The organism is Streptomyces sp. NBC_01723, assembly GCF_036246005.1.
Taxonomy (GTDB): Bacteria; Actinomycetota; Actinomycetes; order Streptomycetales; family Streptomycetaceae; genus Streptomyces.
In genome coordinates this window covers 4,163,138-4,180,593 of record NZ_CP109171.1, presented here as the reverse complement: position 1 = coordinate 4,180,593, position 17,456 = coordinate 4,163,138, and the positions used below count along the sequence as shown (strand labels likewise).

Here is a 17,456-nt window from a genome sequence, read left to right as displayed (position 1 = left end):
CGGGAGCGTCAGGACGGGTCCTCCGGTACGGCGGACAGCAGGCTGTGGACGACCGGTCCCGCCGAGCCGCCGCCGGTGACGCCCTCCTCGACGACCACGGCGACGGCCACGTTGCCGCGGTGGGCGACGAGCCAGCCGTTGTTGTCCTGGTCGTCGGAGACCTCGGCGGTGCCGGTCTTCGCGCCGACCTCGCCGGGCAGGTCGGCAAGGACGCGCGCGGTGCCGTCGGTGACGGTGTCCCGCATCAGCCCGCGCAGCTGGGTGACGACCTTGCCGGGCAGCGGCTCGGTGCGGGTGCCGTCCGTCTTCCCGGAGGTCCCGGTGGTGACGGACGGCTGGTGGAACTCGCCGGAGACCGCGGTCGCCGTCACCGACGCCATGATCAGGGGGTTGGCCTGGATCCGTCCCTGCCCGATCATCGACGCGGCCTTCTCGGTCTCGTCCTTGGGCACCGGCACCGAGCCGTCGTACGTCGGGATGCCCACGTGCCACTCCTGGCCGACGCCGAAGTAGGTGCGGGCGACCCGGCCCAGCTCCCCCTCGTCGAGCTTGCCGCGCAGGCTGATGAAGGCCGTGTTGCACGACTCCATGAAGTCCTTGCGGAACGTGGCGCCCGGGTGCTCCGACGTCTCGACGTTGTGGAACTCCTTCCCGACCGTCAGGTACTTGGGACAGTCCACGACGTCGTCGGGGGCGACCGCGCCCTTGAGCAGCAGGGCGCTGCTGGTGACGATCTTCCAGGTGGAGCCGGGCGCGTAGGTGCCGGAGGCGGCGCGGTTGAAGCCGCTGGAGGGGGAGTTGGCGAAGGCCAGGACCTCGCCGTTGTCGACGCGCAGGGCGACGAGCGCGGCGTTCTTGCCGTCGGCCTTCTCGAGGGCCTGCTCGGCGGCGGACTGCCAGGTGGCGTCCAGGGTGGTGCGCACGGGCCGGCCCGCCGTCGCCGGGTCGGGCTTCTTGCCGAAGAACGCCTCGGTGCGCACGGTCTCGCCGCTGGCGCGGTCGACCAGCTCGACCGCGCCGCGCGGACCACCGCCGCCCGAGTCGCCGGCGAGCCGGCCCAGGAGCGGTGCCAGGGAGGGGTACCGCGCGCCGTTGAGGGAGGTCCCCTCGCGGTCGGTGACCTTCGGCGGGGTGGTCTCGGCGCGCTCCAGCCGGAACTTCTCCGTGTCGCTCAGCCGCGGGTGCACCAGGGACAGCCGCCAGTCCACCTTCCAGGCGCCGTCCTGTTCACGCAGTGGCAGCTCCGACTCGTACGTCCAGGTGCCGAGGCCGCTGATCGGCATCCGGGCGGTGAACGGGACGCCGAGGGTGCCGTCCTCGGCCTCTTTCGCGTCCTTCGCAGCCGTCAGCGTCGGTTTCTCGATGTCGAGCCCGGCGGTGAAGCTCTGCAGCACCTCCTCGGCCGGGCCGGGTCTGGTGGTGCGGCCCGCCGCGTTCGGCAGGCGCCCGGCCGACCAGTCGGCGAGGAACGCGCGCGCCTGTTCCATCGCGGCGGGGTCCGGGCCGTCGTCGCCGCGCGCGAAGGGTCCGAGCCCGGCGGCGTAGGAGCCGCCCGCGGCGATCGCGAGCACGACCGCCACCGCGGCGACGGCCCGCACGCCGTTGCGGGGGCCGCGGCGGCGGGGGGAGGTGAGGTATGAGGCGTCGGGCATCGGAGGTTCCCTGTCTGTCGGGGCGGTGGGCCGGCCGGGTGGCGGGGTGGTGGCATCGGGGGGCTTCTGTTCGGTGCATCGGATCGGTACGTCGGCGGCGTCGGGCCGGCGGGCGCGTCGCGTGGCGTCGGGTCAGCGGCCAGGCGGCGCGTCGCGTGGCGTCGGGTCAGCGGTCCGAGGCGGTGAAGAAGTCGAGGATCGTGCCGGTGGCGTCCAGGTCCTTGCTGACGGGGCCGAACCCCTCGGGCGGAGGGGCCGTCGTCCCCGGCCAGGTGTGACCGGCGTCGTGGACGACGAGGAGCCGCACGGTGTCGGCGTCCGGGCCGTCTCGGCCGTCCTTCGGCCGCCAGACGGTCTCGTCGTAGCGCTTCCGCTCCCGCGTGACCGGCTCGCCCGCGCCCCCGGCGTCCGCGAACGCCTCCGCGGTGTCCCGTGCCGACAGGCTCGGCAGGATCGGTTCCTCGGGGTTCGGCGGCGGGGAGGGCAGGCCGGCCAGGGGCCGTACGGGGTCGTCGGCGCCGTAGACGACCAGGACCGGGACGGGCCCGGTGGGCTTCACCGCGCCGTCACCCGCGGCCAGCTGGCCGGAGACCGAGGCCGCACCCGCCAGCAGGCCGGGGCGTTCGGCGGCCATGCGCAGGGCCATCGAGCCGCCGTTGGAGAACCCGGCGACGTAGACCCGCCGCGGGTCGGCGTGCTCGGTGCCGACCAGGTGCTTGATCAGCGCCTCGGTGAACCGCACGTCGCGCCCGGGGTCGGGACGCTGCTCGGTCGCCTTCGCGCCCGCGCCCCAGCCCCGGTCGAGGCCCTCGGGGAAGGCGACGAGCATGCCGCGCTGCTGGGCGGCCCGTTGCAGCCTGCTCTTCTCCCGCAGGTCGGCGGCGCCCTCACCGCGGCCGTGGAAGGCGATGACGAGGGGCCTGCGGCCGTCGGCGGCGGGCCGGTGCAGGAGGTAGCGGCGGGTGTGGCCGTCCACCCGCAGCCGACCGGGGGCCTCCGGCGCCGCCGTGGCCGTACCGCCGGTGCCGGACGCGCCGCTCGCCGGCGGCGCGGCGTCCGGGCGGGAGGAGTCGGCCGAGCAGCCGGCCAGGGGGAGCACGAGGACGAGGGCGAGCGCACCGGGCCACCGGCGGAGGCGGGGTGCGAGGTCGCGGAAGGAGCGCATGTCCCGAGGAGAGCAACCCCGCCGGGCCCTTGTCCAAGATTCATATGGATGTCGGATCGATCAATCCCCGATATGATTACTGCTCGTGGACCTGGTGCGGCACCTGGAGTGCTTCGTGGCTGTTGCAGAAGAGTCACACTTCGGGCGTGCCGCCACCCGGCTGGGCATGGCCCAGCCGCCCCTGTCGCAGCGCATCCAGCGGCTGGAGAAGGAGTTGGGCGTCCGGCTCTTCGAGCGCACCAGCCGCCAGGTGACCATCACCGAGGCGGGCACGCTGCTGCTCGCCGAGGCCCGTGAACTGCTGGCCCGCGCCGAGTCCCTGCGGGCCACCGCGCGCCGGGTCCGCGACGGCGAGACCGGTCTGCTGCGCGCCGCCCTGTCCCCCGACATCTCCGGCGAGACCGTCGCCGCGCTGCTGGCGGACTTCCGGCGCCGACACGCGGGACTGGAGCTGGAGCTGCACGAGCTGTCCACCGCCCAGCAGCTCGCCGGGTTCGCCGCGCACGAGCTGGACGTCGGCCTGATCCACCACCCCTGCGACGTCGCCGGGCTGGAGCTGGGTCCGGTGCTCCGCCGCGACCTCGGCGTCCTGCTGCCGCGCGGCGCCCCCCAGGCGGACCGGGCGGAGGTGCCGCTCGCCGCCCTGACCGGCTACGACCTGGTCCTCTTCCCGCGCGCCGACGCGCCCGCGGTCTACGACGACCTGCTCACCTCGTGCGCCCGGGGCGGCTGGACGCCCGGTGCCGTACGGCACGGCCAGGGCGCCAGCTTCGTCCGCGGCCTGGTGCTGTCGTCCGGGGCCGTCGCCCTGTGCCCGCGCGACACCCGGCTGGTGACGCCCGGCGACCAGGACCTGGTCTGGCGCCCGCTGGCCGGGGCCGCGCCCGCCTGGCGGCACTCCGTGGCCTGGCCGAAGGGGCGCGGCGACGCCGCCGTCGGCGCCTTCACGGACGCGGCCACCCACGCCCTGCGCACCACGGCCGACGCCCACTCGGAGGCCCCCGCCCGGCCCCTGCACCTTCGCCCGGCATCGGAGTACTGGCTATGACCGACACCGCCACCGCGGCCCGGCTGGGCGCGGCCTTTGCCGAGGCCGGGGTCACCGGGTGGCTGCACGCCGTGGACGTGGACTCCGGTGCGCAGGTGGAGGCCGGTGCGGACCAGGCGGTGTGCACGGCGAGCGTCCACAAGGTGTGCGTGCTGGTGACGCTGCACGAGCAGGCGGCGGCCGGGATGCTCGACCTCGCCGAGCAGGTCGAGTGCCCGGCCGACGGGCGCACCCCGGGGCCCACCGGCCTGTCGGCGATGCTGGACCCGGTCCGGCTGTCGCTGCGCGACGCCGCCTTCTGGATGATGTCCGTCAGCGACAACACCGCCGCCGACCTGCTGCTGCGCCGGGTCGGTCTGGACGCCGTCAACCGGACCGCCGAGCGGCTCGGCCTGACCCGTACGCGGGCCGTGTACGGCTTCGGCGAGATGCTGGGCACCATGCGGGAGGACGCCGGGCCGGCCGGCGCCCAGGCCCTGGCCGACCCGCACGTCATCACCCGGCTGCGCGCCCTGGACCCCGCCCGCACCAACCGCAGCACCCCCCGGGACATGACCCGGCTGCTCACCGCGGTCTGGCGGGACGAGGCCTGCCCGCCCGAGTACGGCGCCGCCATGCGCCGGATCATGGGCCTCCAGGTCTGGCCGCACCGCCTGGCCTCGGGCTTCCCCTTCGACGACGTCCACGTGGCGGGCAAGACCGGCAGCCTGCCGACCCTGCGCAACGAGGTCGGCGTCGTCGAGTACCCCGACGGGGGCCGCTACGCCGTCGCGGTCTTCACCCGCACCGCCCACACCGCCGCCACCCTCCCGGCCGCGGACGCGGTCATCGGCACGGCGGCCCGGATCGCGGTGGACGCGCTGCGGGCGCCGTGAACCGCTGAGCCCGGAAGGCAAAAGGGGCATACCGGGCGCTTTATCCCATTCGGGGGTACATAATCGGAACATGAGTACGGCAACGTATGAACTGCTGGCCGCGCCCGACGCGGTCAACGTGACAGTGGCCTTCGTCATCGGACTGGTGGTCGCCGGCGCGCTCATCGGCGCCGTACGGATCGGCATGCGGGTCATGGACCGGGAGTCGGACCGCCCGCGCGCCGACGAGCAGCCCCACCTCCCCGCGGGCGGCGCCGTCCACGAGGAGCGGGAGATGCGGGAACCCGACGAGATCCCGCTGAACCAGGACGGCAGCCCACGGCTCATGCCCTACGAGCTGCACCACTCGGGCAGCCGCCGGGGCGAGGACCAGAGACGCCGCCGCTGGCTCCCCGGTTCCAGCGGAGCCTTCGGCAGCGGCGGCTCCGGGCACCACTGAGCGGTCCGGCGGCGGGCGGACCACCGGGCTGGTTACGGCGGAGCGGCCCAGGGCCGCGGGGACGCGACCGACCGCACCCGGAGCCACCCGGCACCCGCCCCTGGCGCCACCGCGCACCCAGCGACGGGCGGATCGCGGGGCGGGATGCGGCAGATCGGCCCCGGGCCGCGGGGACGTCGCCGAGCGCGCGTAGGGTCACCGGCACCGGCCCCCCGCAGCCCAAGGAGCCCCCGCCGTGACGACCGCCCCCGGCCAGCCGCAGCCCGTTCCCGTGATCATCGACTGCGACACCGGCGTCGACGACGCCCTCGCTCTGCTGCTGGCGGTCCGCCACCCCGGACTCGACCTGCGCGCGGTCACCTGCGTGGCCGGGAACACCGACGTGGCGGGCGTCGTACGGAACACCCTGACCGTGCTGGAGCAGGCCGGCGCCGCCGACATTCCCGTCGCCCGGGGCGCCGAGCGCCCGCTGATCGAGGGCGTGCGCACCGCCCGGCACGTGCACGGCCACGACGGCATGGGCGACCTCGGACTGCCCGCGCCCACCCGCACCGCCGCCGACGTGGACGCGGTGACCCTGCTGCGCCGGGAGATCCTCGCCTCCCCGCGCCCGGTCACCCTGATCCCCACCGCTCCGGCGACCAACATCGCGCTGCTGCTGCGCACCCACCCGGAGGTCACCGGGAACATCGAGCGGATCGTGTTCATGGGCGGCGCGGTGACCACCGGGAACGCGACGCCGGTCGCCGAGTTCAACGTCTGGCACGACCCGGAGGCCGCCGCGATCCTGCTCGGCGCCGGGGTGCCGATCACGATGTACGGCCTCGACGTCTTCCAGCGGGTGATCGTCCCGGGCCCGGACGTGCGCCGCCTGCGCGCGAGCGGCGAGCCCGGCACCCGGCTCGCCGGTGAGCTGCTCGCCCACCGCGGCCCCGCCACCGACGAGTCGGACCCCGGCGGCGGCCTCGGCGACGCGGGCGCGGTCTGCGCGGTGCTCGACCCGGCGGGCCTGACCACGCACCGGCTGCCCGTCGAGGTCTCCCTGGCCCCCGGTCCGGCCCGCGGGCAGACCGTCGTCGACCGCCGCGTCCGCCCCGGCGAGGCCGAACTCCATGACGGGACCCGCGAGCAGCCCCTGGTGGACGTGGCCCTGGACGTGGACGTGGACCGCTACGTGGAGCTGTATCTCTCGGCGGTCGAGCGCCGGACTCCGTAGCCCTCGGCGCGTCGCGGGCACGCGGGTTCGCTTTTCGGGTGATGTGGACAGATCTATTCGTGTCGCCCGCACGCTCGCGAAGGAGACCGCGTGACCGTACGCAGCACCGCCGCCAAGCCCGACCTGTCGTCCAAGGACCCCAACTGGTGGCGGCAGGCCGTCATCTACCAGGTCTACCCCCGCAGTTTCGCCGACGCCGACGGCGACGGGCTCGGTGACCTGCGCGGCATCACCCAGCGCCTGACCCACCTGGCCGCCCTGGGCGTCGACGCCCTGTGGCTCAGCCCGTTCTACCCCTCCGAACTCGCCGACGGCGGCTACGACGTCGACGACTACCGCGACGTCGACCCGCGCCTGGGCACCCTGGACGACTTCGACGCGATGGCCGCCGAGGCGCACCGGCTGGGCCTCAAGGTGATCGTCGACCTGGTCCCCAACCACACCTCGCACCGCCACGCCTGGTTCCTGGAAGCCCTGGAGGCGGGCCCCGGCTCCGCGGCCCGCGACCGCTACGTCTTCCGCGACGGCCGCGGCACACAGGGCGAACTCCCACCCACCGACTGGCAGTCGGTCTTCGGCGGCAGCGCCTGGAAACGGGTGCCCGACGGGCAGTGGTATCTGCACCTGTTCACCCCCGAACAGCCCGACCTGAACTGGGAGAACGAGCAGATCCGCGCCGACTTCCGCACCACGCTGAAGTTCTGGTCGGACCGGGGCGTCGACGGCTTCCGCGTCGACGTCGCGCACGCCCTGGTCAAGGACCTGGCCGAGCCGCTGCGGGACCTCGGCTCCCCCGAGCTGAGCGGCGAGGCGGCGCTCGCACAGTTCGCTCCGGGCACCCACCCGCTCTACGACCGCGACGACGTCCACGAGGTCTACCGCGACTGGCGCAAGATCTTCGACACCTACACCCCGCCCCGCATGGCGGTGGCCGAGGCGTGGGTCCCGGGCGCCCGGCGCGCGCTGTACGCCCGCCCGGACGAACTGGGCCAGGCCTTCAACTTCGAGTACCTCCAGGGCGGCTGGGACGCGGCGGAGCTGCGCGCGATCATCACCGGCTCGCTGGCCGACGCACACGCCGCCGGTGCCTCGGCGACCTGGGTGCTCTCCAACCACGACGTGGTCCGGCACGCCACCCGCCTGGTGCTGCCGCCGGGCACCGACACCGACGCCTGGCTGCTGTCCGGCGGCCACGCCCCGGCCGTCGACGCGGCGGCCGGACTGCGCCGGGCCCGCGCGGCGACGCTGCTCATGCTGGCGCTGCCCGGTTCGGCGTACGTCTACCAGGGCGAGGAGCTGGGGCTGCCCGAGGTGGCCGACCTGCCCACCGAAGTCCTCCAGGACCCGATCTGGGAGCAGACCGGACACGTCCGCAAGGGCCGCGACGGATGCCGGGTGCCGCTGCCGTGGACGACGGAGGGGCCGTCGCACGGCTTCGGCGCGGGCGCGGCGTGGCTGCCGCAGCCGCCGGTCTTCTCGGCGTACTCCGTCCAGGCCCAGGACGGGGTGGCGGACTCGACCCTGGAGCTGTACCGCACGGCGCTGCGCCTGCGCCGCAAGCTGCTCGACGGCGAGTCGCTGACCTGGTCCGACGACGTCCCGGCCGGGGTCCTGCAGTTCGACCGCACGGACCGCTGGCGCTGTGTCACCAACCTCACCGGTGCCACGGTCGACCTCCCGGCCGGCGAGGTACTGCTGAGCAGCAGCCCTCTGGACGACGGCCGCCTGGGCCCGGACACGACGGTCTGGCTGGGGCTGTAACCGCACACCCGCCCCGCCCCTCACCCGGACGGCCGCGCGCGCTGGTGACGGGGCGGGGACGGTGGTGGCCTGGGGGGTGCGGCCGGGCCCGGAGCGGCGCCGGCCGCACCGGCCCTCCAGGAGGCACCGATGCAGCACGCCCCCGCCGCCCGTCCCCCGCTCGCCGCCCTGCTGTCGGCGGTCCTGGCGCTCACGGCGGCCGCCTGTGCCGGCGGCGGGCGGACGGCGGAGCACCCCGCCACGCCCGCACCGACGGCCCCGGCCGCGCCGACACCGGCCGCCGTGCCGCCCGTGCTCACCGAGGGCCAGGCGCGGGCGGCCCTGATCACCGAGGACGACCTGGGGGAGACGTGGGAGCCGACGCGGGGCGCCGCGACCTGGCGGGACGAGCTGCTCAAGGCCACCGCCGAGCGGCCGGACTGCCGTCGCCTGCTGGACGTCCTGTACACCGAGGACCTCTTCGGCACCGCCACCGCACCGCGCGCCACGGCCGCCCTGGACGACACGGACGGCGGGGCCCAGCTGCACTACCGGGTCACCTCGCACCGCGCCGCCGACCTCGACCGGACACTGACCTGGCTCGGCACCCTGCCGGACAGCTGCGGACACTTCACGTCCCACGCCGCCCACGGCCCCGCCCGGGACGTCCGGGTCACCGCCGTGCCGCTGCCGGAGGCGGGCGAGGCCCGACAGGGCGTCCGGGTCACGCTGAACGCCGGGGAATCCGTCCTCACCGTGGACCTCGTCGCCGTCCGCGTGGGCGACGACGCCGCCAGCCTGACCATCGGCACCCTCACCGAACCGTCCGACGCCCCCACGTGGACAGCCACCGAAACGGGCGCCCAGCGCCTGGCGGAGGTCCGCCTACAGGGGCGGGCGCAGGTGTAGGCGGGTGCAGGGGAGGGCCGGCGGCGGTCTACGGGCCGGGGTCCGCGTCGTGGCCGAAGTGTCTGCGGTGGGTCAGTACCTCGCGGGCCACGGCTTGGGCCGTGCGGTCGCGGGCGAAGGCGTCGGCACGCAGCCGGGCCAGGGCCTCGTCGGCGCCGATGCGCAGCTGGGCCATGATCATGCCGACGGCCCGGTAGACCTCGTCGTGGTCGCCGGCCACCTCGTCCAGCCAGGCGTCCTGCCGGCGCGGCAGGACCATCAGGGCCACCGTGATGACCCCGGCCACCAGCCGCGCCGTGCGCAACTGCGGCGCGCTCAGCCCGCCGGGGGTGTCGCGGTAGAGGTCGAGGGTGCCCAGGCACGCCTCGTCGGTGCCCAGCGGCAGCGCGTAGACCGCCCGGACACCGACCGCCGTGGCCTGCTGGGCGAAGAACGGCCACCGCCCGGCCTCCGCGGCGGACGTCAGGTCGCAGGCGAGCACCGGCACACCCTCGTCGACGGCCGTCACACAGGGGCCGGTGCCCAGCGTGGCCTGGATCTCCGCCAGGTACGACGCCCGGGACCCGCTCGCGCACAGCCGCACCGGCACGCCCTCGCCGCGCAGCGACGCGCTCGCCCCGGTCACCGGCAGCAGCCGTACGGCCACCTCGCACATCCGGCCCGGCACCTCGGCCGGCGGGGTGTCCCGCACCTCCGCCGCGATCAGCTCGGCGGCCGAGGGTTCGTCGGTGGGCGGCATGCGCACCACTTCCTTCCCGTACGGCGGCCGAGGGCCGACTACCCGTGCCCGACCGGCGGAAACCGGCGGCCGGGATCCCGGCGCGACTACAGCGGCGGCTGGGCGGGCGCCGGTCCCAGCGTCGTCGTGCCCGGCGCGGTGCGGTGTCCCAGGCCGGTGCGGTACGCGTCGAGGGCCGCCTCCACGCGGCCGGTGCGGCGCAGCAGGTCGCCGAGGAGCCGGCACAGGTCGGCCAGGTCACCGGCCGCGCCCGCCCGCTCCAGCAGGCTCAGCGCGCGGACGTAGTGCTCCTCCGCGGCCTCGGTGTCCCGGGCGTCCTCGGCGATGATGCCGAGCAGCCGGTGCGCGCCCGCCGAGTGCACGGCCCCGCGCTCGGAGGAGAGGTCGTCCAGCACCCCGTGCAGCAGTTCGGCGGCCTCCTCGGACTTGCCGCGCCGGTGCAGTACGTCGGCCAGCTCGACGGCGACCTGGCTGCTGTAGAGGGCGGCACGGGTGGCGGAGAGCATGCTCAGCGCCTCGCGCATCTCCTCCTCGGCGCGCGGGAGTTCGCCGTTCTGGGCGTAGACGTACCCGCGCATCCAGTGGCAGTTGGCAAGCTCGGTGCGCAGATGCAGCGTGCGGTACAGCTCGGCGGCCTTGGCGAGCGACGCGTCCGCCTCGGCCAGGCGGCCCTCGGCGAGCAGGGTGCGGGCGACCGAACGGTGCATCCGGGCGACCAGCGTGGGGTCGCCGGCGCTGGGGGCGAGGGAGAGCGCCAGTTCGGCGGCCTGGGCGGCGCGCGCGTGGGCGCCCATGTCCATGTACGGGCCGATCGCGCTGGCGTAGAGCAGCAGCAGCGCGTCGGGGTCGTGCAGGCCGCCCCGGTTCAGCTCGTCGAGGGTGGACTCCAGGAGGTAGACGGCGTACCGCAGTTCACCGGCGAGGTAGTGCGCGACGGCGCGTCCGCGCAGGGCGGGCACCCGGCCGGGCAGCGGGGCGCCGGCGTCGGCGAGGCACCGCTCGGCCCGTTCGAAGTACTGTCGGCCGGCGGCCAGTTCGCCGGTCTCCAGGGCGCACTCGCCGAGCCCGAGCAGCGCGGCGGCGCGTTCCTCGGGCAGCTCGTGCGCCTCGGCCTCGGCGAGCAGCGCGGTGTACTGCCCGGCGGCCTGTTCCGCGCCCTCGGTGGCGAGGGTGCGCTGCGCCTCGGTGAGCCTGAGCCGCAGGTCGGTGGCGAGCCGTGCCGGACGCCCGGTGGCCAGCTCCTCGTAGCCGACGCCCAGCCGCTCGGCGAGGTGCCGCAGCGCGTCGTCGGAGGGGCGGACGCGGCCGGCCTCCAGGGTGGAGATGTAGGCGGGTGTGTACGCGGGTTCCGCGAGCTGGCGCTGGGTCATCCCGCGCTCGGCCCGCAGTCGTTGCACCCGGCGTCCGATGGCACCTCGGTCGTCACGGTCCCCCACTGCCAACTCCCCTTGAGGCTCTTGCCGTTCGACTCGGACGGCTCTAGGTTAAACCGCGTATTAAGCGTGCTTAACAGCGCTTGACACAATCCCCGGATCCCGCAGAGGACGCCGTGCCCGCACCCACCCGCACCGCCGAACGCTACGCCAGAGCCGTCGCCGCCGCCCTCGCCGCCGTGGCCTGCCTCCTGCTGGCCGCGAACGCCGGCCCGACGTCCACGGCCGGCTCCCCGGCCCCCGCCGGGGAGACCGCCCCGAAGCCGGCGGACGTGGCGTCCGTGAACCGCTGACGGACGTCCGGCAACCCCAGGGGCGCCGCACACCGCCCCGGCAGCCACGGACCGTGCCCGTCCACCGCTCCCCTCCGCGGCCGCGCGCCGATAGACGGATGGGTCAAGCCCGGACGGGGTCCGGGTCAGGGCGGGAGCCGGCGTGCGGGCACACCGCGACCGAGACACCGACCGGGAGGCTGCCACCGTCCAGCGGCAGGCGCTCCGCCGCCCCGCGCAGGACCCGAGAGACGCCCGGATGCCGGGTCTCCAGGAGAGCGCGGGCAACGACGCCGTCGCGGAATCGCTTACAAGGATCGGGCTTCCCGATCCGAGCACCGGCAAGCGCGTCGTGCTCCAGACGGTCCCGGACATCGACTACATCGAGGCCGGCGGGCAGAACCTGCGCTGGCACGAGAAGGACAGCGTGAAGGAACGCCAGAGCGAGCACGAGGTGCACCAGAAGATCGAGATCCCCGTCACGGCGCTCAAGGGCCGGCACACCCAGATCATCAACGGCATCCTGGAGACGGGCCGCCGCACCAGGGCCAAAGCCGGACGCGCTGAGGAGGTGTCGCCCCGCTCAGCCCTGGGTCTGCAACCGGCTCAGCTCGCGCCGCACGTGGTCCAGGGCGCCCTCGCGGCGCCCCGGTACGCGGCCGCGCAGCGCGGCGAGGGCCGCGCCCAGTTCCCGGGCCGGCACGGTGTCGCGCACCCGGCCCCACTGGTGGTGGGCCCGGTCGACGGCAGCCTCCACGGCGGGTGACTGCGGGGGCTGGCCGGCGCCGAGGCGGGCCTCCGCCACCGTCAGCCAGGCCCGGCAGCTGCGCACCGGGTCGCCCGCGAACATCGCCAGGTCGGCCCGGACCTCCGTCCAGTGCAGCGCCTCCTCGGAGGCCGGCCCGTACGCGTGCGCGGCGGCCCCCTCGTGCCGGGCGGCGAGGGCGTCCGCGTCCGGGTGCCGGCCGGCCTGCACGGCGGCGGCGATGACGGCGTGCGGGTCGCCCGCGGCCGGCCCCGGCCCCGTCAGCACCAGGTCCGCGCCGACCGCCGCGCCGCTGTCCGCCGCCTCGGCCGCCGTGCGGGCCAGCGCCTGCTGGTGCAACGCGTCGAGGGGCGGCCGGTGCCCGCTGCGCAGGATCGTGGCGAGGGCCCGCATGTACGTGGGGGCGGCCAGCGTGCGCCGCGCGGGCGGCGGCGCGACGCGACCGTATACGGCGTTGTTGCGCCCGCAGTCCAGCGCGTCCAGCGGATCCGGTGCGTTCGCCCGCAGCCACTGCCAGGTCTCCTGGTCGGCGTGCAGGTCGAGCAGCAGCGTCGTCGCACCGCTCGGCCGCAGCCGCAGCTCCTCGCGGATCCAGTGCCAGGGCAGGGCCGTGTAGCGGACGGTGGCCGGGGTGGTGCGGGCCAGGGCCAGGTGCGGCAGGCGCTGGCGCCGGTCCAGCTGGAGCTGCCCGACGACGTAGACGGTCAGCGGCCCCGGGGCGGCCGCCGCGGCGCGCAGCCGGGTGAGCACGGCCTGCGGCTCCAGCGGGTCGGCGAGTTCGACGACGTTCGCCGTGTCGGTGCCGGACAGCACGGCGGGCGGCACGGCCGCGAGCACGGGGAGCACGGAGGCGGCGTCCACCAGGCATCCCCTGCCCACCGGCGACGCCGCGAGCAGCAGCACGGTTCCGGGCATGTCCCCTCCCCCTGTCGATCACGTACGGCAGCACCGTAACCGCTGCGGCTGCAAAGCGGGGCGCTCAGGGCCACTTCGGGAGCCGCCCCACCCGCCGTACCGCGAAGACCGTGGTGTCGTCGGCCAGCCGCCCCCGGCAGTGCCGCAGCGTGCCGTCCCGCACCAGGTTCACCAGCCGCTGCGGCGCGGCGTTCGCGGGGTCGGCGGCGACGGCGCGGGTGACGGCCTCACCGTGCGGGAAGAACCGCCCGTGGAGATCGCGGGCCTCGGTGACCCCGTCGGTGACCAGCAGCAGCGCCTCGTCGTCGGCGAGCGTCACGCGGCTCACCGACATCAGGGGGCGGGAGATGAGATCGCTCATGCCCAGGGGCAGCCCGCTGGCGACCGGAAGGGCGCGTACGCCGCCGGGGCTGACCGCCAGGGGCGGCTCGTGGCCGAAGACGACGATCTCCACGGCGTCGGGCAGGTCGAGGCGGAAGCCCACCAGCACGGCCGTGGCGAACCGGTCGCCGTCGGATCGGCCGAGGGCCGCCGTGTGCGCCCGGTGGCGCAGCATGCGGATCTCCAGATGCCGGGCGACCACGGCGAGGTCCGGCTCGTGGTACGCGGCGTCCCGGAAGGTGCCGAGCAGCGCGGCGGCCGCGTCCACCGCGCCCAGGCCCTTGCCCTGCACGTCACCGAGGAGGACGCGGGTGCCGTGCGGCCCGGGCTGGATGTCGTAGAAGTCCCCGCCGACGCGGGCCTCGCTGTCCGCGGCGAGGTAGACGGCGGCGTGCTCCAGGCCGCCGAATCCCGTCGGGAGCGGGCGCAGCACGGTGCGGCGCGTGGTCTCCGCGATGTCCCGCATGTGCAGCATGCGCTGCTCGCCGCCGACCCGGACCGCGGCCACCACCACCGCGATCGCGCCGCCGATGACGACGAGCATCAAGCCGGGCAGCCCGGTCTCCTCCCGGTGCTTCCAGACCAGGTCGGCGAGGAGGTAGACGACCACCGCCAGCAACGAGAACACGGCCGTGGCCCGCACTCCGCAGATCGCGGCGGCGACACCGGGGACGAGGACGGTCCAGGAGATGATCTGGAACACGTCGGTGGTGACGTCGGCCAGGGCGATGCCGGCGAGCAGCGCCGCCGGGATCAGCCAGCCGACGCTGTGCCCGCGCACGCTGAGCAGTTCGTGCCGGGACACGACATCACCGCGGCCGGCCGCCTGGACCAGCCGTCCCCACTTCCACCGGCCACGCGCCGGCCTGCGCACGCGACCCCTCACAAGCAGCAAGCCAAACACGCCCCCCGGCGCCCCGCATCCTGACTTGCCGCCCGGCCCGCCCAGGTGTGCCCTGGAAGTCGGGGCGAGGCGAGAGGAGTGCTCCCATGGCTCACGCGGCACCGACACACACGCCGCCGGACGTCTTCGGCGCGCGGACCCACCTGCTGGCGAAATGGGCGATGCCGCTGGGCATCGCGCTGGTCTACGGCTACTGGGTCGCGTCCGTCCGCCGCCACGGCGGGCCCGTCACCGGCTGGAACCTGCTGGTCGGCTTCCTGAGCGTCCTCGTGTTCTTCGTGCTCTTCGTCGCGGTCCGCGCGGTGGCGGCGCGGCTGCCGCGGGAGGGGCACGCGGTGCTGTGGGGCGCGTTCGCGGGCAGCGCGCTGGGGTTCCTGTACTCCGGCAGCGGCGTGGCCATGTTCACGTCCATCCTGGTGTCCCTGCTGCTGGCGGCGGCGGTGGCGGCGTCGCTGTTCTACCGCTACTACACCCACGAGGACGCCGAGAAGGCGCGGACGGCGCGTACCTAGGGGCCATATGCAGTCACCCCGGTCGCCGCGGGTGGCTGCACGGGCTTGCCTGGGACGGTGGCCCCGCGACTCCGGAGCGGCCTGTCGGCCGTACTGATCTCGCTCGCCTGCCTGCTCGCACCGTGCGGCACGCTGGCGGGCTGGGTCACGTACGGGCTGGCCGACACCGGGCGGTACGTCGCGGCCATGGCGCCGCTCGCCGACGACCCGGACGTACGGGACACGGTCGCCGACACCCTGGGTGCCGGAGTGGCCGACGAGGTCGCGGCCGGCCCCGGCAACGGCGCCGTGCGGCTCTTCGTGCGGGACGCGGCCCGTTCCTTCGCCCGGACCGAAGCCTTCCGCGTGGGCTGGGACGCGGCCAACCGCGCCGTCCACGTCGCCGTGCTGCGCGCCCTGCGGGACAACCGGGCACGGGGCCGCCCGGTCACCGTCGACCTGGCGCCCGTCACCGCACGCGTACGGGAGCGGCTGGCCGAGGACCACGTGTCGTTCGCGCGGCGCATCCCGGTCCGGCACACCGCGGTCACCGTGCTCCCGGCCCACGAGGTGGACCGGCTCAGGAAGGGCTACCACGTGCTCGACGTCGCCGCCTTCTGGCTGCCGCTCGCGGCGGTCGTCTTCGCGCTCACCGGCATCGCGGTCGCCGCCTGCCGCCGCCACGCGCTCACGGCCGCCGGGATCGGCACCGCCCTGGGCGGGGCGCTGCTCGCCCTCGCCGTCGTACTCGGCCGCCGGCTCACCGTCGCCGACCTCCCCGGCCCGGTGGACGGCCCCGCCGCGGGCGCCGTGTACGACGCCCTCACCGAGACCCTGCGCACGGCCTCCTGGCTCCTCGTCGCCCTCGGCCTCACGGTGGCCCTGACCTCCTGGCTCACCGGCCGCCTCCGCCCCCTCCTGCACCGCCGCCGACCCCCCACACCACCCGCCGCGGATCCCACGGCCCCCGCGCCGACCCGTACGAGGCTCTGAAATCGCTTGGCGGCGCCCGCCCGCGGTCGGCTACCGTCACCGCTCATGCCCGAGACGACGACCCTGTGGCGCCCCACGGGCCCCGAGGAGCTGGCCCTGGTCGAGGCGGCCGGCTGGACGGCCTGGCCACCGCGCCTGCCCGAGCAGCCGATCTTCTACCCCGTCCTCAACGAGGACTACGCGGTCCGCATCGCCCGCGACTGGAACGTCCACGCCTCCGGCTCCGGCTACGTCACCCGCTTCGAGGTCGACACGGCCTTCCTGGAGCGCTACCCCGTGCGCCAGGCCGGCGGAGAGACGATCCTGGAGTTGTGGGTCCCGGCGGAGGAGTTGCCGGAGTTCAACCGGCACATCGTCGGCCGTATCCAGGTCGTGCGGGAGTTCCACGCACCGGCGTAGGGCCCGGCGCGCAACTTCCGGCCCCCGGCTTCCGTCTTTGAGGGAGGATTCGGGCATCGCATCCGCGAGCGAAGGGCCGGTACGTGGACACGGACACCGACACGGCGACCGGTGAGTGGACCGACTCCCCCGACCGGCCGGCCGGCCGCCGCACCGGACGGCGTTTCGGAGCCTGGTGCGCGGCGCTGCTCTTCGCCCTGGTGAGCGTCGTCGTCGGCTGCCGCGTCGCGGACACCGACGGCGTCACCCCCGTACCGCAGCTGCTCGCCTTCCTGCCCTGGCTGCTCCTGCCGACCGGCGCCGGACTGCTGCTGACGCTGCTCGCGCGGTGGTGGACCGGCGCGGTGTGGGGCGTCGCCCTGCTCGGCCTGCTGGCCTGGTTCATCGAGCCGTACGGCAAGTCCGTCGACCCCGCCGGACCGCCCCTCGCCGAGCTGCGGGTGATGACCTCGAACGTCGAGTTCGGCCAGGGCACCGACGCGCTCGTCGCGGCCGTCCGCGAGGAGAAGCCCGACCTGGTGTTCGTACAGGAGTGCGAATACACGTGCGACGCGGCACTGCGCCGCGACCTCGCCGCCGACTACCCCCACCGACAGGCGGTCGAGGGCGGCGGCTCCGAGGGGTCGGTCATCCTGAGCACCTACCCGCTCGAGGCCACCGCCGGCGTCCCCGCCACCATGGGCATGCCGGGCGCCGTCGCCGACGTGCGCGGCCACGCCGTACGGCTCCAGCTCGCCCACCCCATGCCGCCGCTGCCGGACCAGGTGGGCCTGTGGCGCGACGAGCTGGACGCGCTGCGGGACGCGGTCGCCGGGGACCGCTCCACGCCCGCCGTCGTGGCCGGGGACTTCAACGCCTCCCAGGACCACGCCGCCTTCCGCCGCATCCTCGACACGGGGCTGCGCGACGCCGCCCGGCTGGCCGGGGCCGACCGTACGGCCAGCTGGCCGGCCCGGACCGCCCCGGCGTTCGGCGTGCAGATCGACCACGTCCTCGTGTCGGAGGACTTCGCCGCGCGCGGCGCCCGGTTCCTGGACCTGGCCGACACCGACCACCGCGCGCTGGTCGTCGACCTCACGCTGCACGGGGCCGGCTGACACCGGCCCCGCACGGCGTGAA

Annotated in this window: 17 protein-coding genes; 11 read left to right on the top strand and 6 right to left on the bottom strand. The window is 75.4% G+C overall.

The features are described 5' to 3' along the window. Positions 1–8: 8 nt before the first annotated feature. Positions 9–1,652 carry a penicillin-binding transpeptidase domain-containing protein gene (locus tag OIE75_RS19210; RefSeq protein WP_329471576.1) on the bottom strand — a complete coding sequence of 548 codons (1,644 nt, stop codon included), beginning with the start codon at positions 1,650–1,652 and terminating at the stop codon, positions 9–11. A 166-nt stretch (positions 1,653–1,818) separates the two neighbouring features. Beyond that, complete coding sequence (locus tag OIE75_RS19205) at positions 1,819–2,817, bottom strand: alpha/beta hydrolase family esterase (protein ID WP_329471575.1); 999 nt, start codon at positions 2,815–2,817, stop codon at positions 1,819–1,821. Positions 2,818–2,932: 115 nt separating this feature from the next. Between OIE75_RS19205 and OIE75_RS19200 the strand changes: the two genes are divergently transcribed. The 6 genes from OIE75_RS19200 to OIE75_RS19175 all read left to right on the top strand — a co-directional run bounded on the left by OIE75_RS19200 (position 2,933) and on the right by OIE75_RS19175 (position 9,044). Further along, on the top strand, positions 2,933–3,865 hold the full coding sequence (locus OIE75_RS19200; RefSeq protein ID WP_277343294.1) for a LysR family transcriptional regulator: 933 nt from the start codon (positions 2,933–2,935) through the stop codon (positions 3,863–3,865). Beyond that, on the top strand, positions 3,862–4,740 hold the full coding sequence (locus tag OIE75_RS19195; protein WP_307013817.1) for a serine hydrolase: 879 nt from the start codon (positions 3,862–3,864) through the stop codon (positions 4,738–4,740). Before OIE75_RS19200 ends, OIE75_RS19195 begins: the two co-directional genes overlap by 4 nt. Before the next feature lie 70 nt (positions 4,741–4,810). After that, positions 4,811–5,179 (top strand): DUF6479 family protein, encoded by a 369-nt coding sequence (locus OIE75_RS19190; RefSeq protein ID WP_307013816.1) that lies wholly within the window; start codon positions 4,811–4,813, stop codon positions 5,177–5,179. A gap of 235 nt (positions 5,180–5,414) precedes the next feature. Continuing rightward, positions 5,415–6,395, top strand: coding sequence for a nucleoside hydrolase (locus OIE75_RS19185; protein ID WP_329471574.1), 981 nt, complete (start codon positions 5,415–5,417; stop codon positions 6,393–6,395). Positions 6,396–6,485: 90 nt separating this feature from the next. Further along, on the top strand, positions 6,486–8,156 hold the full coding sequence (locus tag OIE75_RS19180) for a glycoside hydrolase family 13 protein (protein WP_329471573.1): 1,671 nt from the start codon (positions 6,486–6,488) through the stop codon (positions 8,154–8,156). 129 nt (positions 8,157–8,285) lie between these two features. Next, a complete protein-coding gene (locus OIE75_RS19175; protein ID WP_329471572.1) occupies positions 8,286–9,044 on the top strand; it encodes a hypothetical protein in 759 nt (252 codons plus the stop codon). A gap of 28 nt (positions 9,045–9,072) precedes the next feature. Here the strand turns inward: OIE75_RS19175 and OIE75_RS19170 are convergent, their stop codons facing one another. Both OIE75_RS19170 and OIE75_RS19165 read right to left on the bottom strand, forming a co-directional pair. Further along, entirely contained in the window at positions 9,073–9,783 is a 711-nt protein-coding gene (locus OIE75_RS19170; RefSeq protein WP_329471571.1) for a GAF and ANTAR domain-containing protein, read from the bottom strand. Between the two features lie 86 nt (positions 9,784–9,869). Next, on the bottom strand, positions 9,870–11,219 hold the full coding sequence (locus OIE75_RS19165) for a helix-turn-helix domain-containing protein (RefSeq protein ID WP_329471570.1): 1,350 nt from the start codon (positions 11,217–11,219) through the stop codon (positions 9,870–9,872). A 113-nt stretch (positions 11,220–11,332) separates the two neighbouring features. Here OIE75_RS19165 and OIE75_RS19160 point away from each other — a divergent pair, with 113 nt between their 5' ends. Beyond that, on the top strand, positions 11,333–11,509 hold the full coding sequence (locus tag OIE75_RS19160) for a hypothetical protein (protein WP_329471569.1): 177 nt from the start codon (positions 11,333–11,335) through the stop codon (positions 11,507–11,509). 562 nt (positions 11,510–12,071) lie between these two features. On the opposite strand, the gene OIE75_RS19155 is transcribed toward OIE75_RS19160, so the two are convergent. Further along, a complete protein-coding gene (locus OIE75_RS19155; RefSeq protein ID WP_307013809.1) occupies positions 12,072–13,169 on the bottom strand; it encodes a hypothetical protein in 1,098 nt (365 codons plus the stop codon). Between the two features lie 64 nt (positions 13,170–13,233). Next, entirely contained in the window at positions 13,234–14,424 is a 1,191-nt protein-coding gene (locus tag OIE75_RS19150; RefSeq protein ID WP_329471568.1) for a PP2C family protein-serine/threonine phosphatase, read from the bottom strand. Positions 14,425–14,540: 116 nt separating this feature from the next. Between OIE75_RS19150 and OIE75_RS19145 the strand changes: the two genes are divergently transcribed. The 4 genes from OIE75_RS19145 (at position 14,541) to OIE75_RS19130 (ending at position 17,434) form a co-directional block, all read left to right on the top strand. Continuing rightward, positions 14,541–14,966, top strand: a complete 426-nt coding sequence (locus OIE75_RS19145) for a hypothetical protein (RefSeq protein WP_307013807.1) — start codon at positions 14,541–14,543, stop codon at positions 14,964–14,966. Positions 14,967–15,023: 57 nt separating this feature from the next. Next, the gene (locus tag OIE75_RS19140) at positions 15,024–15,938 is read left to right on the top strand and encodes a hypothetical protein (RefSeq protein ID WP_329471567.1); all 915 of its coding nucleotides are present in this window, start codon (positions 15,024–15,026) and stop codon (positions 15,936–15,938) included. Positions 15,939–15,983: 45 nt separating this feature from the next. Beyond that, complete coding sequence (locus OIE75_RS19135; RefSeq protein WP_329471566.1) at positions 15,984–16,337, top strand: ADP-ribosylation/crystallin J1; 354 nt, start codon at positions 15,984–15,986, stop codon at positions 16,335–16,337. 83 nt (positions 16,338–16,420) lie between these two features. Beyond that, a complete protein-coding gene (locus OIE75_RS19130) occupies positions 16,421–17,434 on the top strand; it encodes an endonuclease/exonuclease/phosphatase family protein (RefSeq protein WP_329471565.1) in 1,014 nt (337 codons plus the stop codon). The last annotated feature ends 22 nt before the right edge of the window (positions 17,435–17,456 follow it).